At 57.6% G+C, this 24,539-nt stretch carries 21 protein-coding genes; 19 read left to right on the forward strand and 2 right to left on the reverse strand.

Annotation, left to right across the window (positions count from 1 at the left end):
- Nucleotides 1-50: 50 nt before the first annotated feature.
- The 13 genes from A6764_RS10145 to A6764_RS10205 all read left to right on the forward strand — a co-directional run bounded on the left by A6764_RS10145 (nt 51) and on the right by A6764_RS10205 (nt 16,901).
- A complete protein-coding gene (locus tag A6764_RS10145) occupies nt 51-1,292 on the forward strand; it encodes an MFS transporter (RefSeq protein WP_065066617.1) in 1,242 nt (413 codons plus the stop codon).
- Nucleotides 1,293-1,629: 337 nt separating this feature from the next.
- Entirely contained in the window at nt 1,630-3,237 is a 1,608-nt protein-coding gene (gene aceB, locus A6764_RS10150) for a malate synthase A (RefSeq protein ID WP_065066616.1), read from the forward strand.
- Nucleotides 3,238-3,252: 15 nt separating this feature from the next.
- Nucleotides 3,253-3,942, forward strand: coding sequence for a FadR/GntR family transcriptional regulator (locus A6764_RS10155; protein WP_065066615.1), 690 nt, complete (start codon nt 3,253-3,255; stop codon nt 3,940-3,942).
- 25 nt (nt 3,943-3,967) lie between these two features.
- The gene (locus tag A6764_RS10160; RefSeq protein WP_065066614.1) at nt 3,968-5,278 is read left to right on the forward strand and encodes an FAD-binding oxidoreductase; all 1,311 of its coding nucleotides are present in this window, start codon (nt 3,968-3,970) and stop codon (nt 5,276-5,278) included.
- A 1-nt stretch (nt 5,279) separates the two neighbouring features.
- On the forward strand, nt 5,280-6,629 hold the full coding sequence (locus tag A6764_RS10165) for a (Fe-S)-binding protein (RefSeq protein WP_065066613.1): 1,350 nt from the start codon (nt 5,280-5,282) through the stop codon (nt 6,627-6,629).
- Nucleotides 6,630-6,632: 3 nt separating this feature from the next.
- Complete coding sequence (locus A6764_RS10170) at nt 6,633-8,060, forward strand: FAD-linked oxidase C-terminal domain-containing protein (RefSeq protein ID WP_065066612.1); 1,428 nt, start codon at nt 6,633-6,635, stop codon at nt 8,058-8,060.
- Between the two features lie 38 nt (nt 8,061-8,098).
- The gene (locus tag A6764_RS10175; RefSeq protein WP_065066665.1) at nt 8,099-9,796 is read left to right on the forward strand and encodes an L-lactate permease; all 1,698 of its coding nucleotides are present in this window, start codon (nt 8,099-8,101) and stop codon (nt 9,794-9,796) included.
- Between the two features lie 412 nt (nt 9,797-10,208).
- Complete coding sequence (locus A6764_RS10180) at nt 10,209-11,750, forward strand: spore germination protein (protein ID WP_264622496.1); 1,542 nt, start codon at nt 10,209-10,211, stop codon at nt 11,748-11,750.
- Between the two features lie 179 nt (nt 11,751-11,929).
- Nucleotides 11,930-12,304: a hypothetical protein gene (locus tag A6764_RS10185; RefSeq protein WP_141669605.1), complete on the forward strand. Its 375-nt coding sequence runs from the start codon at nt 11,930-11,932 to the stop codon at nt 12,302-12,304.
- Nucleotides 12,305-12,557: 253 nt separating this feature from the next.
- Nucleotides 12,558-14,597, forward strand: a complete 2,040-nt coding sequence (locus A6764_RS10190; RefSeq protein WP_065066609.1) for a molybdopterin-containing oxidoreductase family protein — start codon at nt 12,558-12,560, stop codon at nt 14,595-14,597.
- A gap of 729 nt (nt 14,598-15,326) precedes the next feature.
- Nucleotides 15,327-16,043, forward strand: a complete 717-nt coding sequence (locus A6764_RS10195) for a HoxN/HupN/NixA family nickel/cobalt transporter (protein WP_065066607.1) — start codon at nt 15,327-15,329, stop codon at nt 16,041-16,043.
- Between the two features lie 342 nt (nt 16,044-16,385).
- Nucleotides 16,386-16,478, forward strand: a complete 93-nt coding sequence (locus A6764_RS10200) for a YjcZ family sporulation protein (protein WP_029098832.1) — start codon at nt 16,386-16,388, stop codon at nt 16,476-16,478.
- A gap of 129 nt (nt 16,479-16,607) precedes the next feature.
- Entirely contained in the window at nt 16,608-16,901 is a 294-nt protein-coding gene (locus A6764_RS10205) for a hypothetical protein (protein WP_044898165.1), read from the forward strand.
- Between the two features lie 150 nt (nt 16,902-17,051).
- On the opposite strand, the gene A6764_RS10210 is transcribed toward A6764_RS10205, so the two are convergent.
- The gene (locus A6764_RS10210; RefSeq protein WP_065066606.1) at nt 17,052-17,813 is read right to left on the reverse strand and encodes a polysaccharide deacetylase family protein; all 762 of its coding nucleotides are present in this window, start codon (nt 17,811-17,813) and stop codon (nt 17,052-17,054) included.
- 298 nt (nt 17,814-18,111) lie between these two features.
- On the opposite strand from A6764_RS10210, the gene A6764_RS10215 reads away from it, so the two are divergent.
- On the forward strand, nt 18,112-18,321 hold the full coding sequence (locus tag A6764_RS10215; RefSeq protein WP_065066605.1) for a hypothetical protein: 210 nt from the start codon (nt 18,112-18,114) through the stop codon (nt 18,319-18,321).
- 153 nt (nt 18,322-18,474) lie between these two features.
- A complete protein-coding gene (locus A6764_RS10220) occupies nt 18,475-19,236 on the forward strand; it encodes an N-acetylmuramoyl-L-alanine amidase family protein (protein WP_255309615.1) in 762 nt (253 codons plus the stop codon).
- Nucleotides 19,237-19,398: 162 nt separating this feature from the next.
- Here the strand turns inward: A6764_RS10220 and A6764_RS10225 are convergent, their stop codons facing one another.
- Nucleotides 19,399-19,485, reverse strand: a complete 87-nt coding sequence (locus tag A6764_RS10225; protein ID WP_035289384.1) for a YjcZ family sporulation protein — start codon at nt 19,483-19,485, stop codon at nt 19,399-19,401.
- A gap of 241 nt (nt 19,486-19,726) precedes the next feature.
- On the opposite strand from A6764_RS10225, the gene A6764_RS10230 reads away from it, so the two are divergent.
- The 4 genes from A6764_RS10230 to A6764_RS10245 all read left to right on the forward strand — a co-directional run bounded on the left by A6764_RS10230 (nt 19,727) and on the right by A6764_RS10245 (nt 24,533).
- Nucleotides 19,727-21,382 (forward strand): AraC family transcriptional regulator, encoded by a 1,656-nt coding sequence (locus A6764_RS10230; protein WP_065066602.1) that lies wholly within the window; start codon nt 19,727-19,729, stop codon nt 21,380-21,382.
- 104 nt (nt 21,383-21,486) lie between these two features.
- Nucleotides 21,487-22,485: an iron-hydroxamate ABC transporter substrate-binding protein gene (locus A6764_RS10235; RefSeq protein WP_413541976.1), complete on the forward strand. Its 999-nt coding sequence runs from the start codon at nt 21,487-21,489 to the stop codon at nt 22,483-22,485.
- Between the two features lie 25 nt (nt 22,486-22,510).
- Nucleotides 22,511-23,518 (forward strand): FecCD family ABC transporter permease, encoded by a 1,008-nt coding sequence (locus A6764_RS10240; RefSeq protein ID WP_029098837.1) that lies wholly within the window; start codon nt 22,511-22,513, stop codon nt 23,516-23,518.
- Nucleotides 23,511-24,533 (forward strand): FecCD family ABC transporter permease, encoded by a 1,023-nt coding sequence (locus A6764_RS10245; protein WP_065066601.1) that lies wholly within the window; start codon nt 23,511-23,513, stop codon nt 24,531-24,533. The genes A6764_RS10240 and A6764_RS10245 overlap by 8 nt, the downstream gene beginning before the upstream one ends.
- Nucleotides 24,534-24,539: the final 6 nt, after the last annotated feature.

Raw genomic sequence — 24,539 nt, forward strand, 5'->3', positions numbered from 1 at the left:
CGAGGTGCAGGAGGGGCACATTGTCATCTGAAGCTGAGGAGGATGATCCCATGACTCAAGGTCAAGCCGGGTATAAGCATTTGTTCGCAAACCCGAACTACGTGTTGGTGTGGATCGGCCAAACGACCGCGAATTTCGGGGACTCCCTGTACCAGATTGCGTTCTTCTGGCTCGCCTACAAAATGACCAACTCCTCATTCATCGCGGGCCTTGTCGCTCTCGCAACATCGGCACCGTACATCTTCTTCGGACTGCTCGGCGGCGCTTATGCCGACCGCTGGGACCGCAAACGCGTGATGGTGTACGGGGACATCATCCGCCTCGTTTCCCTTCTCACCGTTCCCTTCTTCTACTGGCTCGATCTGCTGCACGTATGGAATCTGGCGATTACGGCATTTGTCCTCAGTACGGTGCGATGCTTCTTCTTCCCGGCGATGAGGGCGTCGCTTACGACCTTTATGCCGAAGGAACTCTGGTCGGCGGGCAACTCGTTCATGCAGGCGTCCTTCCAACTGATGCGCGCCATCGGGCCGATGATCGGGGGCGTGCTGATCGCGCAGACCAGCGCGATTTTCATCTACCTGATCACTGCCGCCAGTTTTGTCGTTTCGATCCTGTCCCTGTTGCCGACTAAAATACCGCCGATGGACAAGAAGGACGTGCACGTATCGGTATTCCGGGACATCTATGACACGTACCTCTTCGTCAAAACCGTTCGTCCGCTGTTTTGGTCCATCTTTTTCTTCGGGGTGGGGCTTTGCCTGATTGTCGGCCTTGACCGCTTGGGCCTTCCCATTCTCTCCGATCAGGTCTGGGACATGGACTCCAAGGGGTACGGGATCATTTTGAGCGCGTTTGCGGTCGGAAACCTGCTGATGACGCTTCTGCTCGGCACATGCAGGATCAGGAAATACGCGAGGGTCATTTTCACAGGCTGGGCGCTCTGGGGCGTGTTCTATTTCCTGATCGGTTCCACAGATACGTTTTTCTTGGCGGTCGGCTTCGCGTTCCTGGCCGGAGCGGCGGAATCGCTGATCGACATGCCGCAGATTCTCCTGGTGCAGAACTCCGTGCCGAACGAACGGCTGGGCAAAGTGTTCAGCATGCAGTCGACGACCGCCTTCATCGGCGAGTCCGGTTCCAGCCTGCTGGCCGGTGCGTTGATCGGGTGGCTGGGAGCGGCTGACAGTTACAAGGCGGCAGGAGTCGGGTTGATTTTGTGCGGCGTGATTGGATTGCTGCTCACCCGGTCTGCCCATCGCGTTCCATCTTCCGTTTCTACACAGGGATAGGGGAGATTCGATGTGAGGAAAAGCCAAACGGCGCAGACGCATGGGATACCGGCGACGGGCGGCTCATGCCGATGACGACTTGGGGTTGCGTACCAGGCGGCAGTCAACATCAATCCCGCGATCCTGCGAAAGAAAACGGTGAAGCCTTGAGGTTTGTTGGCCTGCATGGACGGGCATGCGCAAAGAGTGCGCCGGACAGTTGATCCTGGCGCGCTCTTTTTTTCTTCCAGCGTGGCCTGCGGCAGCCACGTGCATTTCCCCGACATGTTTCCGCCGCTCATCACATATCTGATAACTGAACAGGATTTGATTCCCCATCAGGAATGGAGTGAGGACAATGGTGGCGGTAGGAGGCCAACAGTTGGACGGAGTGCAGATTGCCGGGACGGTTACGCCGGCGTTTGCCGAGATTTTGACGCCGGAGGCCCTGAAGTTTGTGGCCGGGTTGACCCGGACATTTGCCGAGAGGCGGGACGCGCTTTTGCGGCAGCGGGCCCTGCGGCAGGCGGAACTGGACGCCGGCAAAAAGCCTGATTTCCTGCCGGAGACGAAGCACATTCGCGAGAGTTCGTGGACGATTGCGCCAATTCCGGCGGATCTCCAGGATCGCCGGGTGGAAATAACCGGGCCCGCCGGAGACCGGAAGATGGTGATCAACGCCTTGAACTCGGGAGCAAAAGCGTTTATGGCCGATTTGGAAGATGCCAATTCGCCGACGTGGGCCAATACCATCCAGGGGCAGATCAATTTGCGGGACGCGGTCAACCGCACGATCCGGTACGTCAGTCCCGAAGGCAAGACGTATGCCCTTACGGATCAGGTAGCCACTCTGATCGTGCGGCCGCGCGGCTGGCATCTCGATGAAAAGCACCTGCTGATCGACGGAAAAGCGGCGTCCGGCAGTCTGGTCGATTTCGGGCTCTACTTCTTCCACAATGCCAAAACGCTGATCGCAAATGGTTCCGGCCCCTATTTTTACCTGCCCAAACTGGAGAGCCATCTGGAGGCGCGGCTGTGGAACGACGTGTTCGTCTGGGCCCAGGATCAATTGGGAATCCCGCGGGGAACCATCAAGGCGACCGTCCTGATCGAAACGATTCTGGCCGCTTTCGAGATGGACGAAATCATCTGGGAGCTGCGGGAGCACATGGCCGGACTCAACTGCGGACGTTGGGACTACATCTTCAGCTACATCAAAAAGTTTCGCCGCGACCCGGATGTGATTCTGCCCGATCGTTCGGTCGTGACCATGACGGTCCCGTTCATGCGGGCGTATTCCCTCCTGACCATCCAGACGTGCCACAAGCGCAATGCCCACGCGATGGGCGGAATGGCCGCCCACATTCCGGTGAAACACGATCCGGCGGCAAACGAGGAGGCCCTGAAACGGGTCCGGGCGGATAAACTCCGGGAAGTGCGCGACGGACACGACGGCACGTGGGTCGCTCATCCGGCATTGGTGCCTGTCGCGATGGAAGTGTTCAACGAGCACATGCCTGCCCCCAATCAAGTGGAGAAAAAACGGGAAGACGTGAACGTGACAGCCGGGGAGCTGCTCGCGGTTCCGGAAGGGCCCATCACGGAAGCGGGGCTCCGCACCAACATCCACGTCGCCATTCAATACATCGCGGCCTGGCTGAACGGTTCCGGCGCCGTTCCCATTTTCAACCTGATGGAAGACGCCGCGACCGCGGAAATCTCGCGGGCGCAGGTCTGGCAGTGGATTCGCCATCCGAAAGGCATCCTTGATGACGGGCGGAAGGTTACGGCCGCGTTGACAGAACAGATCCGGGACGAAGAGCTGGAGAAGATCAGGGAGGCAATCGGCGGGGAGGCGTATGAGGCGGGACGCTACGAGCAGGCTGCCCGTTTGTTTACCCAACTGGTCCTGGCCGATGAATTCGTCGAGTTTCTGACGCTCCCCGGCTATGAGGTACTGGAGTAAGGAAGGAGTGAGCAGATGGAAGCGGCCAAAATCGACAGCCAGAAGATTTCCGACAGGGTGGCTCTCCAAATTGAGCAGTGGATTACCGCAGGACATGTGCGGCCCGGCGACAAGCTTCCATCTGTTCGGGAATTGTGCCAACTGTTTGACGTGGGCCGAACCGCTGTCCGCGATGCCATCACGACGCTGAAAGGAAAAGGAATGGTGGAAGTCCGCCACGGCAACGGCACATTCGTCTGCCAGTTTGACTGTTCCCGGGTCTTTCAGGGCGTCAGTCTCGTGCGCAAAGAGGATATCCGCAATCTGTTTGCGGTGAGGAAAATCCTCGAGGCGGGGACGGCCGAGCTGGCGGCGGTTCACCGCGAAACGGACCACCTGAACAGGATGAAGGAGGCACTGGAGCGTTTGGCCCTGGCGGATACGCTGGAAGGGTGGAGAGCGGATCTCGACTTCCATCTCGCCATCGCGGAAGCCACGCAAAACGAGCACCTCGTGCAGTTGATGCAGACCGTTTCGTCGGCGATCCGCAAGGGGATCATGGACTGCCACCGGATCATTTTGGCCGATGCCGAGCGGGAGCGGACGATTTTTCAGCAGCATGTGGCCGTGTTCGAGGCCATCCGCGATGCGGAACCGGATCAGGCGAGACAGGCGATGGTGGAGCATTTGGCCCATGTGGAAGCCTTGTTGAACGGAACGTTATGACATTGCGTGCAAGGGAGGGAGGAAGATGGACGCGGCGCTGATCACACAGGTCATCGGTACGGGAAGAATACGGCCGGCGGCGGAATCATCCCACGTCCTCGGCAATCACGGCTCGCACGAGGTCTTTCCGGAATCCGAAGAAGATATCGCGGCTGTGCTGCGGGCGGCCCACGAACAGGGGTGGACCGTCATTCCGATGGGCGGCGGGACGAAAAGAGGCTTTGGCGGGACCGAAGAAAAAGCGGACATTCTGCTCGGTCTCTCCGACTGCCGAGGGATTGCCGAATACGCGCCGGGGGACATGACCGTGACGGTCAAGCCCGGAACGACCATCCAGGAGATCAATGCGCATCTGGCTGCCCATGGCCAGATGCTTCCGCTCGATCCGTACTGGCCCCGGCATGCGACCATCGGGGGCGTCGTGGCTGCCAATGACAGCGGGCCGAAGCGCCTGCGGTACGGTTCGGCCAGGGACCACGTCATCGGGATGCGCGTGGTCTATCCCGATGGCCGCCTCATTCGAACAGGCGGCAAGGTGGTGAAAAATGTAGCCGGCTACGACATGAACAAGCTGTTTATCGGCTCCATGGGGACGCTGGGCGTCATGAGCGAAATCACGATGAAACTGCGCCCGCTCCCGCCCTTTCAAACCCTGCTGCTCCTCGCATTCTCCCGCTCCGACTTTACCCTGATCCGATCCTTTGCCGTTTCTCTCCTCGATTCCCTGCTGGAGCCCGTCTCGATGGAATTCCTCAGTCCCGCTGTCCACCGGAACATGAATGGAGGGCACGGGTATGCGCTGGCGATCGCCTTTGAAGATGAAGAGAAAGCGGTCCGCTATCAGGAAGAGTGGGTAAAGGCGCGACTGCCGGCAGATGCGGAGATCCAGTCATGGGAACAGGAGGAAGCCGCAGAGTGGTGGATGCGTTTTGCCCGACTGCCCCCCTCCGGCGTTTCTTCCGGGGATCGCGAGGAAACGCTGGCAGTAAAAATCGGCAGTAAAAACCTCGATGTGCTCGAAATCGTCAGGGCCTGCCATGACGTTGGCGAGCGGTACGGCCTGGCCGCCCAGGCCCACGGCGGGGTCGGTCACGGCATCACCCGCGTCTATGTAACGGGAAACCCGACGCTCTTTGCCTCGTACCTGACAGAGATACGTTCGCTGGCCGAAAGCAGGGGAGGGTATGCGGTCGTGCAGCACGCTTCGCTCGAACGGAGGAGAGAGCTGGACGTGTGGGGGCGAAAACCTGCCGCCTTTTCCCTGATGGAGGGCATCAAGCGCTCCATCGATCCGCGTCGTGTGTTAAACCCAAACCGATTCATAGGGGGGATCTGACGTGAGTGCGCCTGTACCTCATGCAAAAGGCAATTATCGGTGGGAAGATCCGCCGGACGAGGAGAAGTATTCCGCCTGCGTTCACTGCGGGCTCTGTCTGGAGTCGTGTCCCACCTATCTGGAGACTGGGCATGAGCAGCAATCCCCGCGCGGCCGGGTTCACCTGATCAAGTCCGTGGCGGAAGGGAAGCTGCCCATCTCTGCGGGTTTCGAAAACCCTGTCTTTACCTGCCTGGACTGCCGCGCCTGTGAAACCGCCTGCCCGTCCGGCGTACAGGTGGGATCGCTGATTGAGGCCGCACGCGGACAAATTCGCAAGGCCATTCCGCTCACGGGGTGGAAAGCGTTCCTTCATTCCTTTTTCCTGAGAGGCGTGTTTCCGCATCCATCCCGGCTGCACGTGTTGGGGAGACTGATGAAGGTGTACCAGAAAAGCGGCCTGCAGTCGTTCCTCCGAAAAACGGGGCTGCTCAACCTGCTCCCGAGGCACCTGCGAGAGATGGAGCGCGTCCTGCCGGCCGTCTCCGATCCCGTCATGAAAACGCGCCCGGAGGTGATTCCGGCGGAAGGCCCGGCCAGGGGGAGGGTCGCCCTGCTCGCCGGATGCGTGATGGACGTGATGTTCGGCGAGATCAATGCGGCGACGATCCGCGTGTTGATTCGAAACGGGTACGACGTGGTGGTGCCGCGCGGACAGCGATGCTGCGGAGCGCTTCACATTCACGCGGGCGACCGGGAGCAGGGCAAGGCGCTGGCCAGACAAAACATCGACGCGTTTCTGGCGGCGGATGTGGAGAGCGTGGTCGTGAACGCGGCGGGCTGCGGGTGTGCACTCAAGGAATACCCCGAACTTTTGCACAACGATCCCGAGTATCACGACAAGGCCGTTCGCTTCGCGGAGAAAGTGGAAGACATCTCCCAGTTCCTGGTTGCCCGCGGTTATCAGAAACCGCGCGGCAGGGTGGAGGCGAGGGTGGCGTATCATGATGCCTGCCATCTCGCCCACGGGCAGGGCGTGCGCTCCGAGCCGCGGCAGCTTCTGCGTGAGATTCCGGGTGTGGAGTGGATCGAGATGGAGCTCGCGGACCGCTGCTGCGGCAGCGCCGGCATCTACAATCTGACCAACCCCGAGATGGCCGGCAAAATTCTGGACGAGAAAATGAAAGCGGTTCCCGATCAGATCGATCTGCTCGTGATGGGCAATCCGGGCTGCATGCTGCAGATGATGATGGGAGCGAGGAAGCACGGACGAACGGCAGCAATCGTCCATACCGTACAACTGCTGGATTGGTCGTACGAGCGGGAAGCGCGGCAGGCCGCGGGCCAATCGGAAGCGGAAAAGGGGGAATGACCCATGCCGGCCATCGACCCGATTGTCCATGAACTGGCCCGGATTGTGGGAGCGGATTCCGTCCTTTATCGACGGGAGGATCTGGCGGCCTACGAGTGCGACGGCTACACCGTGCACAAACACCCGCCGCGGGCCGTCGTCTTTCCGTCCTGCACGGAAGAGGTTGCCGCGGTGGTGAAGTATCTGCACGACCAAAACATCCCGTTCATACCCCGCGGGGCGGGAACCGGTTTGAGCGGCGGAGCCGTACCGCTGGGCGGTGAAGTGATCATCAGCCTGGTGAAGATGAAACGGCTGCTTCACGTCGATTACGAAAACCGTCTGGCCGTGGTGGAACCGGGCTTCGTCAATCTGAAACTGACCAATTCTGTAGCGGGCAAAGGCTACTATTACGCCCCCGACCCTTCCAGCCAATACGCCTGCACGATCGGCGGCAATGTGGGGGAAAACGCGGGTGGGGCCCACTGCCTCAAGTACGGCGTGACCACCAACCACGTGCTCGGCCTTGAGGTGGTGCTGGCAAACGGAGAGATCGCGGAAATCGGCGGCGTTCCCGATGCGCCGGGCTACGATCTGATGGGGCTTCTGACCGGATCGGAAGGAACCCTGGGGATCGTCACCCGGATCACGGTGCGCATCTTGAAAAATCCGGAAGGGAAAAAGACGGTGCTCGCCTATTTCGACAGCGTGGAAGAAGCAAGCCAGGCCGTCTCCGACATCGTGGCTGCCGGCATCATGCCTGCGGCGCTGGAGATGATGGACAAAACGGCGATCGAAGGCGTGGAAGCGGGCACGTATCCGGTCGGGCACCCCAAGGGGGTGGAAGCGGTCCTGTTGATCGAAGTGGACGGGATTGCCGCCGGCATTGACGATCAAATCGCAAAGATCGTGTCCGTCTGCCAGGGCAGAAAGGTGTCGGAGGTAAAGGTGGCCGCGACCGAGGAGGAACGGGCGAGATGGTGGGCCAACCGGAAAACGGCCTTCCCCGCGATGGGCTCCATTTCACCCGATTATCTCGTGCAGGATGGCGTCATTCCGCGCAGTCGGCTGCCGGAAGTGCTGGAGAAAATCAGGCAGATCAGCGAACGTTCCGGGCTGAGGATCGCCAATGTGTTTCACGCCGGGGACGGCAATCTGCATCCGCTGATCCTGTTTGACGCCAGAATTCCGGGCGAAACGGAACTGGCGGTCCGGGTGGGATCGGAAGTGCTGAAGGTGTGCGCGGACGCGGGAGGCTCAATCACGGGCGAGCATGGAGTAGGGATCGAGAAAAAAGAGGAGATGCGGTACGTCTTTACGGATGACGAGCTGGAGGCCCAACTGCAGATTCGCGATGTATTCAATCCGCGGAATCTGCTCAATCCGGACAAAATGTTTCCCAAACCGGGCCGCTGCGCGGAAATGAGGGCGGCACCGGTTGATATCCGTTGAATTATCAAACTATTTCGAATTAAGGGTGTGGCGTTATGATGACGTGGTCACAGATGTTCAGCCCGGTGGGAGGGAGCCTGGTGCTCTCCGCTCTGGTGGCGTTGATCCCGATTCTCTATTTTTTCTGGGCGCTGGCCGTGAAACGAATGAAGGGACATGTGGCCGGTTCGACTACGCTGCTGGTCGCTGTGCTGATCGCGATCCTGGTGTACGGGATGCCGGTCGGCATGGCTGTCATGTCTGCCATTCAAGGCGCCGTTTACGGAATCCTGCCGATCGGCTGGATTATTATCGCGTCCGTCTTTTTGTATAAGCTGACGGTAAAGTCGGGGCAGTTTGACATCATTCGTTCGTCCGTGGTGTCCATTACGGAAGACCGCCGCCTGCAGGCCCTGCTGATCGCTTTCTCGTTCGGGGCCTTTCTGGAAGGAGCGGCCGGCTTTGGAGCGCCGGTCGCCATCTCGGCGGCACTGCTGGCCGGGATCGGCTTTCATCCCCTTTATGCGGCGGGCATTTGCCTGCTCGCCAACACGGCGCCGGTCGCCTTCGGTGCCATCGGAACGCCCATCATCGCCGTATCCGGTCCGACGGGAATCCCGGCCATGGACATTTCCCAGATCGTCGGCCGCCAACTGCCGCTGCTCTCCATCTTTGTACCGTTTTATCTCGTCGTGCTGATGTGCGGGTTTCGGCGGACGATGGAAGTGCTGCCCGCCATTCTGGTTTCCGGCCTTTCTTTCGCGGTCACGCAGTTTTTCACCTCCAACTACATGGGACCGGAACTTCCCGATATCCTCTCCGCCCTGGTTTCGATTGTCTGCCTGACGCTCTTTTTGAAAGTGTGGCAGCCCCGGTCGATCTTCCGGTTTGAAGCGGATCAAGCCGGAGCGGGAACGGCCGGTGTTCATGGGCCGTCGGGAGGGAAAAACGGGGAAACCCATTCGGCGGGGCGGGTTCTGTTCGCCTGGTCGCCGTTTCTGGTGCTGACCGCGCTGATTTCCTTGTGGGGGATTCCTTCGGTAAAAAAGGCATTGATCGGCAAATACGAAGGGGCCAATGCGCTTCTGTCCGCCATCAATCCCATCGGCAAGGCCCTCACCTTTTCGCCGCCGGTTCCCGGCCTGCACCAGCTTGTCATCGGCGCGAACGGAAAGCCGATCGACGCGGTGTTCAAGCTCGAACTGCTGGTGGCGGCAGGGACGGCCATCCTGTTTGCGGCGGTCATCACCAAGTTCATCGGCCGCCTTTCCTGGAGAGAGTGGGGAAAGACGTTTGGCGAGACCCTGGGCGAACTGCGGTTTGCCATCGTGACGATCGCCTCCGTCGTCGGTTTTGCCTATGTGGCCAACGCCTCCGGGATGAGCACGACCCTGGGGATGACCTTGGCGGCGACAGGGATCCTGTTCCCGTTCTTTTCGCCCATCCTGGGCTGGCTGGGGGTATTTCTCACGGGGTCGGACACTTCGTCCAACCTGCTCTTCGGCGGTCTGCAAAAGGTGACGGCGATCCAACTGGGCATGGACCCGGCCTTGGCGATCGCGGCCAACAGCAGCGGCGGTGTCACAGGCAAAATGATCTCGCCGCAATCGATCGCCGTCGCCTGTGCGGCGGTGGGGCTGGCGGGAAAAGACGCCGATCTGTTCCGGTTTACGTTTAAGCACAGCGTTTTGCTCCTGCTGATCATTTGCGTGCTGACCTACCTGCAGACAAACATCCTCGCCTGGATGCTGCCGTAAACGAGATCGACTGTCGCTTCGTCCGATTTTGGAAAGGAGACTGCTCTGTACTCGGGGAATCATGTGGAGGCGGGGAAACCATGGCCCGCTCTCTGGCCAGGCGTTGACCATTGGCTGCACGGGGCCCTTGAAATCTTTCTGACAAGGGCCTTTTTTTGTTTGAATGGGCTTAGTTTACGAATGAACTATGCCGTTTCCTCTTACTTGAAATGGAAAGGTTAGCATGGATGAGGCGGAGCCAGACGCAGCCGACCCAATCCCTTTCACATGATAGAAGAACTTCCATTAAGCAATACTATGCCTATTACGGGATATGTGGAAGGACAGCTATCAAACGACCATGAAGTTCAACCTGTTTTGGCGCAAATCGGTGGATAGATCGAAACGGTTTCTGTTACGCGAAAAACAAGCGGTGAACACGATCGGGAAAACGCCCCTTCACGCGTCGCTGGTCAAAAACGCGGAGGAGCTGACGGAGCGGTTGGGCGGCAGCAGCGATTTTGCCGCCTGCCACCTCACGTGTCTGGACAGGAGTGTCAGCCTGTTCTTCCTGCGCAGTCTGGCAGATTCCGACCGCCTGAACCGGCAGGTGATAACGCCCCTGCAGCAGAGAGCGGGCTTGCTCCCGACCGCTCAGGCGTCCCACCTGACCGGGGACAAGGAGGAGAGAGACCTGCTCTTGCTCATCCAGGAGAGCATCGTTTCCGCAAGTGACATACATCGGGTGAAGGACTGGCAGACCGCGATCGAGCAGATCCTGCACGGCAAAGCGCTGCTGCTGGTGGACGGCGAGACAGCCGGGTTGGCTGTGGGAGTTAAGAAGGAAAACGGCCGGAACATCGAGCAGCCGGAGACGGAAATCAGCGTCATTGGCCCGAAAGAAAGTTTTGTGGAAGCCCTCAACACCAATATCGGACTGGTTCGCCAGCGCCTGCGCGACCCGTATCTGCGGGTGGAATCCGTCATGGTGGGAAGACGGACGAAGCAGGAAACCGCCGTATTGTACCTAACAGACGTGGCCAATCCGCGCATCGTGGAAGAAGTGAGGCGGCGTCTTTCCTGCATCGAAACAGACAGCCTGATCGGCCAGATGCAGCTTCAGGAATATCTGGAGGACGACTCGTTCTCCCTGTTTCCCCAACTGCGCCCCACCGAACGGCCTGACGTCGTCTGCTCCTATCTGATCGAGGGAAACGTGGCCGTCATGATCGAGGGGGCGTCATATGCGCTGCTTCTGCCGATCACGTTCTTTCAACTGCTGGATACCGTCGACGATTACTACACCAGTTGGCAGTACGCCACGCTGATCCGCTTCGTGCGGATGATCGCCCTGTTTCTCAGCATCACGACGCCCGGGCTGTACCTGTCGCTGGTCGCGTACAACCCGGAGCTGATTCCCACCCGGCTCCTCATCTCCATGGACGCCGCGCGTGTCAAGGTGGCGTTTCCCATCTTTATGGAAATTTTTATCATGGAACTCATCATTGAGATCATACGGGAAGCCGGCGTCAAGCTGCCCAAGCCGGTCGGACAGGCGGTAAGCATCGTCGGCGGGATTGTGATTGGGCAGGCGGCTGTAGACGCCAACCTGGTCAGTCCCGTGACGCTTGTCATTGTCGCGCTGACCGCGATCTCCTCCTTCACGGCGCCTGTGTATTATCTCGGCATCACGTACCGGATCCTGCGGTTCTTCCTGCTGGTATGCAGCAGTTTTTTGGGGACGTACGGATTCATCCTGGGCCTGCTCCTCATCCACGCCCATGTAGCCCGGCTTGTTTCCTTCGGCGTTCCCTATCTGGCTCCGCTTTCGCCGCTGCGTATGCGGGATTGGACGGATATGCTGGTTCGAATTCCGATGAAAAAGCTGCAAACGCGCCCCACGTTTTTGAGAACGCGCAAGAAAAAGAAAGCGGAGGACTCCCCGATGATTCAGCGCGACCGGCGGAACAGGTGAAGGCTGCCTTTTTCGCGGAAAAGCGCCCGCCTGGCGGGAATCGATCGTACAGGAAAACGCGGCAGTCTCGAACGTTTTTATGTTCGGGCTTCCGCGTTTTTTATATGATGGAGGTGTCTGAAACGTCTTGTTCGGAAGTTGGGGGAATCATGGTGAAAAACAAGCTGGAAACCCGGGGAGTGGACAGCAAACACGAAGCGGCTTGTCGGCACCGCTTCGTGAAGGCGATGACAGCCGACATGCTGCATGGGTCAAAGGATGGTCCGGTCGATCTTCCGCAAATCGTGGCAGGGATGATGGGGATGGCCGGGCCGATTGCTCTTGGCATCGCTGGCGGACATGCGGGACTCGGACTGCTGGCTTCCTTCGGTGCCATGGTCGTGAGTGGGGCTTCATCCGGCGGCACGATACGGCAGCGGGCTGTCGAGATGACCGGCACAATGCTGGTGGGGACTGCAGCCGTGTTTGCAGGCAGTCTGATGGGAGGACGCGGGTGGCTGACGGGCGTGTGCATCGTGCTCATGAGCGCACCGTCTCCTCACCCAGATCGATGATCCCGGCGTTGCCCACCGCACCCGTGCCCCGCTTTGCGATGGCGGCGTATTGTCAAAGCGAACCGGAGCAGCGCCGACCGGGCGGGAGCGGATACGGCAGGGGCCGCATGCGACAATGGTGTTGACAGGTGCGAAATGGAGCGCGTATCGTGATAAGATGAACAAAGAAACGAAATATTCGCGATTGTCGCACGGGGCAGCTGCGTATGGCAGGCAGTTGTTCCCATCGTTCAAACGTGAAAGGAGATGCACCGTGCAGCACTACGCCAATCAGCCGAATGGAGTTTTTCCGTCTGTCTGCTCGCTGGATTGCCCCGATCAATGCGGTCTGCTTGTTTACAAACAGGATGGAAAGATTGTGAAAATAGAGGGGGATCCTGATCATCCCGTCACCCAGGGAGCCATCTGCAACAAGGTACGCAACATGACAGCGCGGATCTACGACCCAAAACGGCTCCTATATCCGTTGAAGCGCATCGGCGCCAAGGGGGAAGGCAAATTTGAACGAATCAGTTGGGAGGAAGCGATTGAAACGATCGCTGCCCGCTGGAAGGAACTGATTCGGACCGAAGGACCGGAAAGCATCCTGCCGTACAGTTTCTACGGCAACATGGGCAGGCTCAGCGCGGAATCGATGGACCGCCGGTTTTTTCACCGCCTGGGCGCAAGCAGGCTGGATCAAACGATTTGCACCGCGGCCGGAACAAAAGGGTACGAGTATACCATGGGCGGCAGCTTCGGGACGGACCCCGAGGATACGGTTCATGCCAAGCTGATCATCATGTGGGGGATCAATGCGGTCAGCACAAACATGCATCAGGTGGCGCTTGCCGAGAAAGCGCGCAAAAACGGGGCCCAGGTCGTCGTGATCGATGTGCACAAAAACCAGACCGGCCGTTGGGCAGACTGGTTTATTCCCATTATGCCCGGGACGGACAGCGCGCTGGCCCTTGGCATGATGCATGTCCTGTTTGCCGAAAACATGGTGGACGAACACTTTCTTCAACAATATACCGTGGGGCATGAGGAGCTTCGGGAGCATGTGAAGCAGTACGATCCCGCTGCCGTATCCGCCATTACGGGTGTTCCTGCGGAGGATATTGTCCGGCTGGCCCGCATGTACGGCCGGATATCCCCTTCCTTTATCCGCATCGGAAACGGGCTGCAGCATCATGACAACGGCGGCATGTGCATACGGACGATTGCCTGTCTCCCCGCGCTTACCGGCCAATGGCTGAAAAAAGGGGGCGGAGCGATCAAGGGAAACGGCGGATACCTGCTGTTCAACAAGCAGGCGCTGCAGCGCCCCGATTTGCTTGCAAACAGACAGACGCGCGTCATCAACATGAATCAGCTTGGCCGCGCCCTGCTTGAGCTTGACCCGCCGGTGCGTTCGCTGTTTGTGTATAACAGCAACCCGGCCGTAGTGGCCCCGGAAGCAAACAAGGTGCGCCGCGGACTGGCCCGGGACGATCTGTTTACCGTCGTGCATGACATGTTCCTGACGGAGACGGCCGTGTATGCCGATCTCGTGCTTCCGGCGACGTCTTCCTTTGAAAACACGGACTTTTACACCTCCTACTGGCATCACTACATCCATCTGCAGCGGCCGGTGATTCCGCCGTATGGAGAAAGCAAGTCCAATGTGGAGGTGTTCCGCCTGCTGGCGAAAGCGATGGGGTTTGATGACCAGGCGTTTCAGGACACGGAGGAGGAGCTGATCCGTCAGGCGCTTCACAACCACCGGAACCCGTATCTGGAAGGAATCGACTATGAAACGCTTGTCGAGAGGCAGTATGTCAAGGCGAATGTAAAACCCCTGTTCCCGGGACGCCTCCCTACGCCCAGCGGGAAAATCGAGCTGTATTCGGAAAAGATGGAGCGGGAAGGATACCCGCCGCTGCCGACGTATGCACCGCTTGCCGACGACGGGGATTACCCCTATTTGTTTATTCCGGCGCCGAATCACAACTTCCTGAATTCGACCTTCTCCCATAATGACAAGCACGTTCAACTGGAAAAAATGCCTCGGCTGCACATGAATGCCGCCGATGCTGCACGGGCCGGAATCAAAAACGGGGATAACGTGCGGATCTGGAACGAGCGTGGCGAGTGTGAACTGGTCGCCTCTGTGGGGGAAAATGTGCTGCCCGGCGTAGTGGTAAGCCAGGGGCTCTGGGCGGATATACCGGGAACGAAACGGTTGGTGAACGCGCTCACGCCGGACCGTCTCGCGGATATGGGCGGCGGAGCCACCTTCTTTTCGGGACGAGTCAACGTGGCAAAAGCATAGCCGGCTGCAAATGAGAGAGAGGGAAAAAGAGCCACACCCGCTTTGAGCGGGATGTGGCTCCACCATCCATGTATGCTGCTTCGGCCGGAACAATCACCTGCTTACGGCTGCAGCAGCGAGGGTGTCCGACCTATTCGCTGGATGCACGCTGCAGTGGTGGTCAGTAACCCCTTCTCCTGGGACGTCGGCAGCATTCTGGAGGACAGCGTCTGCAAAAGTCCGGACAGAATCGCCGACGCGGCGGATATTGCGATGGAGATTGGGCTGGCCAAGACCATTGTTCCTGCGATTCTACCGACCAATCGTATGGCGATTGAGCGGACCATTGTTCGGACGATTGATCAGGCCATTGTCCAGGATAATAGTACATACACGTCACCCTCTTTTCTAGATTCTGGCATTACCATACCTGTATATTCACGTGCTGACACGGTTGCATAGGCAAGCAACATCCACGTATGAAAATAGGGTTGCCACCTATCGGGCGGTCTGAAAGCGTCGGGGAATCGCAAGCGGATCAAAAACGCCCCCGTGTTCTCTTTCGCAGCATGTAAAAAACCTTTATCATGGTGAAAACAAGGAAAAAGGAGGAAAGTTTCGGATGTCCTTTTCGTGAACGAGAGGCGCTGCAGATGACTGGATACCTGCAGTGGCTGCGGAAACTGCGTCATGACCCGCACAGCAGAAAATCCTTGACAAACTGAATGGGAGAGAGGACGGAATCGCGTTATGGAAGCAAGTTTGTTGTCGGTGTTGGCGGTTGCCTTTGTCTTGGGGATCAAACATGCGATTGAACCGGATCATGTGATAGCCGTATCCACGGTCGCCACGCAGACGAAGCGATTGTGGAATGCTTCGTTGGCCGGTTTGTTTTGGGGGATTGGACATACCGCCACGCTTTTTGTCGTCGGCATGGTATTCCTTCTCGTAAAGAACGGAATCCCCGAAAAAGTGGCAATGTCTCTGGAGTTCCTTGTCGGTATCATGCTTGTTTACCTGGGCATCACAAGCCTCTTTCCCTATAAGAAAAGGAAAATCCACGTGCATGAGCACGAACATGATGGGGTGCCGCACAAACATTTTCACTCGCATGAACAGAGCGAGTCCCATGATCACCAGCATGAACGGGTGTCGTACTGGAAGTCCTTGCTGATCGGATTGGTTCATGGCTTGGCGGGAAGCGCTGCCCTCGTCCTGTGGACTATGGCTGCGGTGAACAGTGTATGGGAAGGCGGCCTGTATATCCTGGTGTTCGGTGCCGGCACCATTATCGGCATGCTCCTGACCACGACGATCATCGGGATTCCCTTCGTGATCAGCGCGAAAAACATCGAGATAAGCCGCGTGCTGACGAAAATGACAGGAGGGATCAGTGCCGCGTTTGGCCTGTATTACATGTACAACCTCGGCTATACGGAGGGGTTGTTCAGGCTGTGGATGCAATAGGATGGATGGCGTTGACGCGCCTCCTTCTAACATATTCAATATATTCGCAATAATCAGATGTTTACGGCGGGGGCAATCTGGCCAAACGTCTTGCCGTTTCGCGCAGCGCGGTGCGGGAAGCGTTCAGCGTTCTGGAATCGGCCAGAGTGGCAGCCTCTCTGGCGGCTGCCCGCCGTTCGGGAGTTGACCTGGAGGAAATCGAAAGCGCTTACCGGCGCTTGGTGTCCGCTGTTTCGTCCCGGCAGCGTGGATAAGATTTTTTTGTCCGATAGGTAATCGTATAAGCATTTCCCATCTGATGCACATACAGTATGACTACATGTGCGAAAGGAGGGAATGCAAATGGGTATCTTCAATGGCGAATTTAACGGGTTTGCGCTGGTGTTGGTATTGTTTGTATTGCTGGTCATTGTCGGGTGTGATTGCGACTGTTAAAGGCGGCTGTGAACGCGCCGAGGTGTTTGTGCAAAGGGGGAAAGGGGCTCTCCCTTTGCTTTTTTCACTTTTACCCGTGTACGTGCCCATTGCCGCTGAGTACACCGTTACGGAGAAAGAGGTGATTGTATGAGCAAAATCAAACCTGGTGGCGAGTTTCCTCCGGAATTTCACGAATGGCTCCGAGCGAACAAGGTTCCCAAGCGGGTGCGCAGGGATCCCGAAACGCTGCAGCAGCACTTTCAAGAATGGAAGAAGATCAATACGCCTCGAAAGCGATCCTTGTTTGGACTTCCCAAAATAAACCTCGATTTGGGAACCATTGTCGATCAAGTGAGGACAGTCAGCGAACTGCTGCAAACGCTGCATCAGGCCGGTGCATTAATTCGTCCTCAGAAAAAAAATCAGGATGAACTGCTGTGAAAGGGGGGCTCATGTCCCTCCTTTTGTGATTGGAAGGTATGGAATTGGTCACTGGCGGCGTGACGCTCGCAAATCGTACGAAGCGCCTCTGATACGAAAGAATAGCCGTCCGCCCTCGTGCCCTCGCAGGGGAAAGGGCGGGGTATCCCCTCATTTGGAGCGGTTGACCGGCAGTTTGCCGCGGATGCTGACCAGTTGGGACACGTTGACAAACCGATAGCCGCGTTTGGCCAGTTCCGGCAGAATCCTGGCGACAGCCGTTACGGTTTGCGACCGGTTCCCGCCGTAGTCGTGCATGATGACAATGTCCCCACCCCGCGCGTTGTTCAATACCTTGTTGACAATTTTGTCCGTTCCGGGATTGCTCCAATCCCGCGTGTCCTGATGCCAGGACCACATCACCGTCAGATGGCCGGTTTTTCTCACACAGTGCACAATGGTCTCATTGTAGTAGCCGCCCGGGGGGCGAAACAGTTCGGAATGCTTGCCGGTGGCGGCATGGATGAGGCCAGACGTTTTTTCGATTTGGTGGCGGATTTGCTCGGGACGAAGCCTCATCAAATTGGCGTGGTTAAACGTGTGGTTGCCGACTTCGTGTCCTTCTGCGACGATGCGCCGGGTGATTTCGGGATGGTTCATCACGCGCTGGCCGACGACGAAGAAGGTGGCCTTCGCGTGGTACCTTCTCAACAGATCCAGGATCTGGGGGGTGTAGACGGGATCGGGACCATCGTCAAAGGTCAGGGCGATCACCTTTTGCGCGGTCGGTACTTCCCAGACGACATCGCCCCGGTCCTCATAGTATTTTCGCTCTTTTTCCACTGTGTTTGCGAACCCCGAATCTCCGCCGGCACCTGTCATGACCAGCGTAAGGCACAGCGGAATCAGCAGGCGCATGGCCGTTTGCTTCATGTTTTTTCCTCCTTGTGCGTGTCTGATGGCGCCTGAAGCAAAGCGGTGACCAACTTATTATGGAACGGAGCGTTCCGGTTTATTACAGGAGCCCCCTGCAGCGGTCAAGCAGTCCTTTGTCCGCTGCGTGACCCGGATCGTCAGGGCCCGTACATGGTCGCCTGGCGGAAGCGGAGAGGATGCAGCGGGCTGAAGTACAAAAGAGGAGGCCCGCCCTGAATTTGTTTCTTCGCCTACAACCTGCCGGAATGCTTCGCCGTATGATGGTGTTGATTCTGTGTAAAGGAGGCAGGACGTCATGAACGGGGAATTTTACGCAAAAGTATTGGCCACGACCGATGGAAGCGCCCTGGAGCTGCTTCGCGATCAACTGGTAAAGGAAGTGTGTGCCGCACATGTGAATTGGCAGACGCGTGCGGAGGTCTATCAAAAGATTCAGGTCATCAATGAACGGCTGATGCAGTTGGACGCTCTTGCCGAGGGGCGGGATCAATCCCGGGAGCTTTGAGGACTGGAGTACGATGTCACAAAAACCCGTCTCCCCAGCGGAGGCGGGTTTTTTGGCGGAAAAGGGACGGATCGAGAGGGGGGATTTGTGCATGTCCGCTTTTCCGTTGGAACATACTACGAAAAAAAGCCGGAAAGGGAACGTAGAGGGAGAATGATGCGAAAGTACGTCGTTTTCACGGCGATTCTGCTCCTGTATCCTGCGCACGCCACTGCCTCCAGTCAGGTGATTTCTCCCATCCATGTCGTCATTGATGCGGGACACGGGGGGATTGACGGGGGAACCTCGCACGAAGGCCTGTACGAAAAACACATCAATTTGGATATCGCGCGAAGAGTGTATCATGAATTGTCGGCCGAAGGGTATCAGGTGATTCTCAATCGCACCGGGGATTATGCACTGAGCGACGAAAATCGGTGGTCCAGCACGTCATCCCGCCACAAGCGCGATTTGGCGCAACGGCGGGGCCTGGCCGCCGCTTTGGTCCCGCAAACCATGGTCAGCCTGCATGTGAACTGGTCAAGACACCCAAACATGCGCGGGGGACTTGTGCTGTATCAGCAAAACCATCAAAGTTTCCTGCTTGCGGACATCCTGCAGCATCAGTTAAACGAACTGTATGGCAAAAAGGAAGAACCGAAAGTGGGGAAGACGTATTATTTGCTGCGGCACTCCATTTGCCCGACCGTGATTGTGGAAATGGGATATATCAGCAACGCGCTGGATCGGGAGCAGATGACCCGCCCTGAAAAGCAGGCCGAGCTTTCGAAAGCCATTTGTTCCGGCATTCGCGAATACTTCTTGCTGGTAGGAGACATGCAGAAGGAAGGCCATGAGAAAGCGTCGTGGACCCATTTTTGGAAAGACGTATGGGAGAAGGGAAGGCAGTTGTGGGAAAAAATCCACGAAATGTAACGTTGAGCGCACACAAGGGGACCGATTCTCCGTTTTTACGGGGCTACGGACTGTTGGAAGCGGACAGGGTGAAGAATGAGCCCGATGGTCCAGCCTGGCGCAAGGGGCAAGCCAAACGGCAAAGGGAGAGCAGGCGCTCTCCCTTTTCTTGTTCACCCTGGATCAGTCGCACGAACATCCGACAATCGTCAGCAGCACAAACAGCACCAAGACTAACGCAAATTCTTCCCTTCGGCGAAAGAGACCCATGGCTTTCCCTCCTTTCCTTGAACTATGCATACTGTATTACCAAGAGGCGATTTTTGCTTGGACGTTGTGGAACCTTGGACGTAAGCGGAACACAAAACGAGCCGTAAAAGGGGGGAGCGGCCAAATGCTCGGCAAAACGGAGGCGGCGTTTAAAAACGCCGGACAGTTTGATATAATCTCAATGATAATGATAACTATTATCATCAAAACGTCGGGTTTCGAACAAGGATGGTGATCCAATGTGCTATCCCTCTACAATGAACCGGATACGCATGAAACGGACGTGCTTCCGGTGGATGAGTTTCTGTTTCGCCTTCGGGATCTCGAACGGATAAAAGGAGACGGCGATCTGAGGGGGGAACAGCAATTCACCCTTTCCCATGTTCTTCTGGTCGTGACCAAAGGGCGGGGAACCATCACGATGGACCATTATGATGGCCGACTGCGGCCAAACGCCGTGTATGTCTGTCCGCCCGGGGAGACGTTCGGAGTGTCGGCCGATCCGTCGCACGGACTGGACATGTTCCTGTTCAGGTTCGACGTCTTCCGTCAGGCCGGCAAGAGGAACTCGCATTTGCAGGTTGTACGGGAACAGCGCCCGTTTCCGGTCGAGGGGGAATTTCCCGCATCCGCCAGCAGCCAGCTTCTCTCTTTGTGCGAGATCGTGAATCGTTGTTGGCAGAGCGGCGACGTGCTGGAGCGGTTCCGCAGTCAGATCGCGTTTCAGGAACTGCTTTACTGCCTGTTGAAAAGCGGCCGCCTTCCAGCGGAAGATTCAAAATCCTCGCTTGCCCGCGCGAAAGCGTACATGGATCAGAATTTTGACCAAAATGTAACGATTGAGAAGCTGGCCCATCTTGCCGGAGTCAGCCCGAAATACTTTGTCGATCTGTTCAAAAAAACGTACGGCATCAGTGCGATCGACTATTTGACCCAACTTCGCGTCAACAGGGCCAAGACGCTGATGGCGCGATCCGGTGCCAAACTGCGGGACATCGCGCATCAGGTCGGTTATCACGACGAGTTTTATTTCAGCCGAAAATTCAAAAAGGAAGTCGGCGTGCCGCCTACCGTGTACATGAAGAGCCGCCGCCGCAAGATCGCCGCCTACAGCGCCCCGATTGTCGGTCACCTGCTGGCGCTCCGGATCATCCCGTACGCGGCGCCGCTTCACCCGAAATGGACCTCCTATTACTACCAGACGTACCGGAGCGATATAGCGGTTCATCTCAGTGCATACCGTCAAAATGAACACTGGGAATCCAATATCGACATGCTCAGGCAGGCGCGGCCGGATGTGATCATCAGCATGGACACGGTGGATCCCGGCGAGAAACAGAAGCTGGAGGAAATCGCCCCCGTTTTGTATGTACCGTCGATGGAGAACGATTGGCGGGAGCAGCTTCGGATGGTGGCCCGCTTCTTGGGCGAATCGGCGGAGGCGGAACATTGGCTGAAGAACTACGAGCGGAAGGTGGAGGCTGCCCGGGAACAGCTTGCCAACGAGACGGGCGGCGACACATTCCTCATCGTACGTATGCGGAACGAGCACCTGTATGCATACTGCAACCGGAGCATGGCCGCGGTCTTTTACGGAGACCTGCGGATGGTGCCCGCGTACCGCTGCGAGAGCGACGTCTACAATCAGCGAATCGAGCTGGGCCGTCTGGCGGAAGTGGATGCGGATCGCCTGCTGTTGATGATTCGCCAGGAGCCTGAAACGCTGTCGTATTGGAAAGCACTGCGGCAGACCCCCGAGTGGCGGCAGTTGAAGGCGGTTCGGAACAACCGCGTGTATGTGATCCCGCCGGACCCGTGGCGCGAATATTCCGCCTCCGCCCATGAGCGGATTGTGGAGGAGTGTGTGCGGATGCTGTCTGGAAATCGTCCATATTGATTTCCGTATTTCGTCCATGTTCATCATGGTTGTTCGTCCTTAAAATTAGCAATGAGAATCATCCTCAATCATCGAAGCACATGCTGAAAGGAGATTTGCTGCACATGAGAATGGGAATGAAACGTGCAGGCACGGGGCTGGTCGCCCTGCTCATGCTGTTTTTGGCGGCTTGCGGTTCTACTGACAAGACCGCCACGGCGGGAGGGAATGACAGCGCGGGCAATTCGGTGGCGGCGCCCGCCGGAAATACGGCTGAGCAAGCGACGAGAACCGTCCGCTATCTGGACAAGGAATACACCGTCCCGGCAAAGGTGGAACGGATTGTCATCACCGGGAGCCTGGAAGCGATGGAGGACGCCGTCGTGCTTGGCGTTCAACCGGTCGGCGGCATTACCGTCGGGGGAAAATTCCCGGACATGTTCAAGGAGATTACCGGGTCGACGGTGTCGATCGGCGAGAAGACGCAGCCGAATTTTGAGACGATTCTCCAGTTGAAGCCGGATGTCATCCTGGGTACCTCGAAGTTCAAGCCGGAAGTAACGGAAAAGCTGGTCAAAATCGCGCCGACGTTTCCGTATTCCCACATCTCCACGAATTGGGAGGCCAATTTGCGCCTTCTGGCGGAACTGACGGGCAAACAGGACCTGGCCGAACAGACGCTGCAGAAATACAAGGCGGATGTGGAGGCGGCCAAAGCGCAGTTGGGGGAGAAACTGAAGGATAAAAAGGTTGTCGTCATCCGCTACAGACAGGGCAATATCAACATCTACCCTGCGAATGTATACTTCAACGACACCCTGTACAAGGATTTGGGCCTCCCGGTGCCGGAACCGATCAAAGCGGCAAAAGCGCAGGAGACCATTTCCCTGGAAAGGTTCAGCGAAATGAACCCGGATTACCTGTTTGTACAGTTCTCCCAGGATGAAAACAAGGAGAATCCGAAAGCGCTGGAAGAGGTACAGGCCAATCCGATCTGGCAGAGCATCAATGCGGTCAAAAACAACAGGGTGTATGTCAACGTTGTCGATCCGCTTGCCCAGGGCGGTACGGCATGGAGCAAAATCAACTTTCTGAAGGCCGCCGTGGAGAAGCTGTACCAATAATGTTGAACAAGGCGTGTAAACGGACATGAGACGAAACATTCCGATGCCGGCCCTTATTTTGGGGCTGTCACCGATTGCGATCGCACTCGTCGTTCTGGTATCCATTCTGTACGGCGCACGGAATATTCAGGCAAGCATGGTGTGGGAGGCGTTCGTTCATTTTGACGCCGGCAACGTGAACCATCAGATTGTGATGCACTCCCGACTGCCGAGAGCGGTCGGCGCGATTCTGATCGGCGCGTTCCTCGCCATGTCGGGCGCACTCATGCAGGGGATGACAAGAAACTATCTGGCGTCCCCTTCCATTATGGGCGTGACGGACGGTTCGGCGTTCGTCATTACCCTCTGCATGATCCTGCTGCCGGACGCTTCGTCTTTGGACATGATCGTGTTTTCGCTCATCGGCTCGGCACTGGGGACGGGGATCGTGTTTGGAATGGCGTCCCTTCTGCCGAACGGCATGTCGCCGGTGCGGATGGCGATTATCGGCACCGTGACCGGAACCTTTCTGAGCAGCACATCGGCGGCGCTCGCGAGCTATTTTCAAGTCTCGCAAAATGTAAGCTTCTGGTACAACGCCCGGCTGCACCAGATCGATCCCGGCATGATCAAGGTGGCCGTGCCCTTTGCGCTCGTCGGAATCGTGACGGCCCTGCTCATTTCCCGATCGGTTACCGTGCTTGCGCTGGGCGACGAAACCGCTGTCAGCCTAGGACAGCGGACCACCTTGATCAAAGCGGCCGCTACCGCTGCCGTCGTCATCCTGACCGGCATTTCCGTCGCGTTGGCCGGGAAAATCGGGTTTGTGGGACTCATCATTCCGCACGTGGCCCGATTTCTGGTCGGGTTGGACTATCGCTGGATCGTCCCGTGCTCCGGTGTGCTCGGCGCCGTCTTTTTGGGGCTTGCCGATGTCCTGAGCCGCTTCCTGAATGACCCGTTTGAGACGCCGGTCGGCGTTGTCTGTGCGATCTTCGGCGTTCCTTTTTTCCTCTACCTGATCCGCACGAGAGGAGGGGGGAAACATGCGTAGCAGCACAGAACGACGCTATTGGGCGACGCTCTTCGCCGGCGTGGGACTCTTGTTTGCCGCCGTCTATGTCAGCCTGACGAACGGCGTGTTCGATCTGACGGTCACCGATGTGATCAAAACGCTGATGCGCATCGATCCGGTTCCGGAGCACGACATGGTCGTTTTCGATTTTCGTCTTCCCCGCATTGTCATTGCCGCGTTTGTCGGTTTCGGCCTCGGGATCGCCGGAGCCGTCGTTCAGGGGATTACGAAGAACGGGTTGGCCGATCCGGGCATTCTCGGCATCAATGCGGGAGCGGGGTTCGCCGGCGTCCTCTTCATGCTTCTGTTTGAAGGGAAAATGACCGGGGCAGGCCTGCTTTCCATTATGGCGATGCCCATGTTCGGCCTGGCGGGCGGATTGATGGCCGCCGGATTCATCTACCTGTTCGCGTGGAGAAGCGGAAGACTGGACCCCGGTACGCTGATCCTCGTCGGGATTGCGGTCGGATCCGGGCTGTCCGCGTTGACGATCTATCTGTCGCTCAAGATGAATCCACAGGATTACGAAATGGCGGCGGTGTGGCTGACTGGGAGTATTTGGAACGCCAACTGGGACTATGTGGTGTCCATGATTCCGTGGTTTCTTGTTTTCGTTCCGGTGATTTTCCGCAAAGCGCCGCTCCTAGACGTGCTTCAATTGGGAGAAGAGAGCGTCATAGGTCTGGGCGTGCGTACGGAAAAAGAGAAGAGTGTGCTCTTGATCGGCAGCATCGGGCTTGTCAGCGCGTGCGTTTCCGTGTCCGGCAGCATCGGGTTTGTCGGACTGTTGTCTCCGCATATCGCCAAGCGGCTGGTCGGCTTGCATCATCGCCGCGTGATTCCGGTTTGTGGACTGGTCGGCATGCTGCTTGTCGTCATTTCCGATTTTATTGCCAAAACCGTCTTTACGCCGGTCGAACTGCCAGTGGGAATCGTCATTTCCATCGTGGGCGTTCCCTATTTCGTCTACTTGCTGTTTCGGGCGAAAGTGTAGGAGGTA

It is taken from the genome of Brevibacillus sp. WF146, from assembly GCF_001673705.2.
GTDB classification, from domain to species: domain Bacteria; phylum Bacillota; class Bacilli; order Brevibacillales; family Brevibacillaceae; genus Brevibacillus; species Brevibacillus thermoruber.

Bases quoted from the DNA above. Each gene is read 5' to 3' on its own strand.
- A6764_RS10145 (WP_065066617.1), top strand. From the start codon at position 51: ATGACTCAAGGTCAAGCCGGGTATAAGCATTTGTTCGCAAACCCGAAC.
- aceB (WP_065066616.1), top strand. From the start codon at position 1,630: ATGGTGGCGGTAGGAGGCCAACAGTTGGACGGAGTGCAGATTGCCGGG.
- A6764_RS10155 (WP_065066615.1), top strand. From the start codon at position 3,253: ATGGAAGCGGCCAAAATCGACAGCCAGAAGATTTCCGACAGGGTGGCT.
- A6764_RS10160 (WP_065066614.1), top strand. From the start codon at position 3,968: ATGGACGCGGCGCTGATCACACAGGTCATCGGTACGGGAAGAATACGG.
- A6764_RS10170 (WP_065066612.1), top strand. From the start codon at position 6,633: ATGCCGGCCATCGACCCGATTGTCCATGAACTGGCCCGGATTGTGGGA.
- A6764_RS10175 (WP_065066665.1), top strand. From the start codon at position 8,099: ATGACGTGGTCACAGATGTTCAGCCCGGTGGGAGGGAGCCTGGTGCTC.
- A6764_RS10195 (WP_065066607.1), top strand. From the start codon at position 15,327: ATGGAAGCAAGTTTGTTGTCGGTGTTGGCGGTTGCCTTTGTCTTGGGG.
- A6764_RS10200 (WP_029098832.1), top strand. From the start codon at position 16,386: ATGGGTATCTTCAATGGCGAATTTAACGGGTTTGCGCTGGTGTTGGTA.
- A6764_RS10205 (WP_044898165.1), top strand. From the start codon at position 16,608: ATGAGCAAAATCAAACCTGGTGGCGAGTTTCCTCCGGAATTTCACGAA.
- A6764_RS10210 (WP_065066606.1), bottom strand. From the start codon at position 17,813: ATGAAGCAAACGGCCATGCGCCTGCTGATTCCGCTGTGCCTTACGCTG.
- A6764_RS10215 (WP_065066605.1), top strand. From the start codon at position 18,112: ATGAACGGGGAATTTTACGCAAAAGTATTGGCCACGACCGATGGAAGC.
- A6764_RS10220 (WP_255309615.1), top strand. From the start codon at position 18,475: ATGATGCGAAAGTACGTCGTTTTCACGGCGATTCTGCTCCTGTATCCT.
- A6764_RS10225 (WP_035289384.1), bottom strand. From the start codon at position 19,485: ATGGGTCTCTTTCGCCGAAGGGAAGAATTTGCGTTAGTCTTGGTGCTG.
- A6764_RS10235 (WP_413541976.1), top strand. From the start codon at position 21,487: ATGAGAATGGGAATGAAACGTGCAGGCACGGGGCTGGTCGCCCTGCTC.
- A6764_RS10240 (WP_029098837.1), top strand. From the start codon at position 22,511: ATGAGACGAAACATTCCGATGCCGGCCCTTATTTTGGGGCTGTCACCG.
- A6764_RS10245 (WP_065066601.1), top strand. From the start codon at position 23,511: ATGCGTAGCAGCACAGAACGACGCTATTGGGCGACGCTCTTCGCCGGC.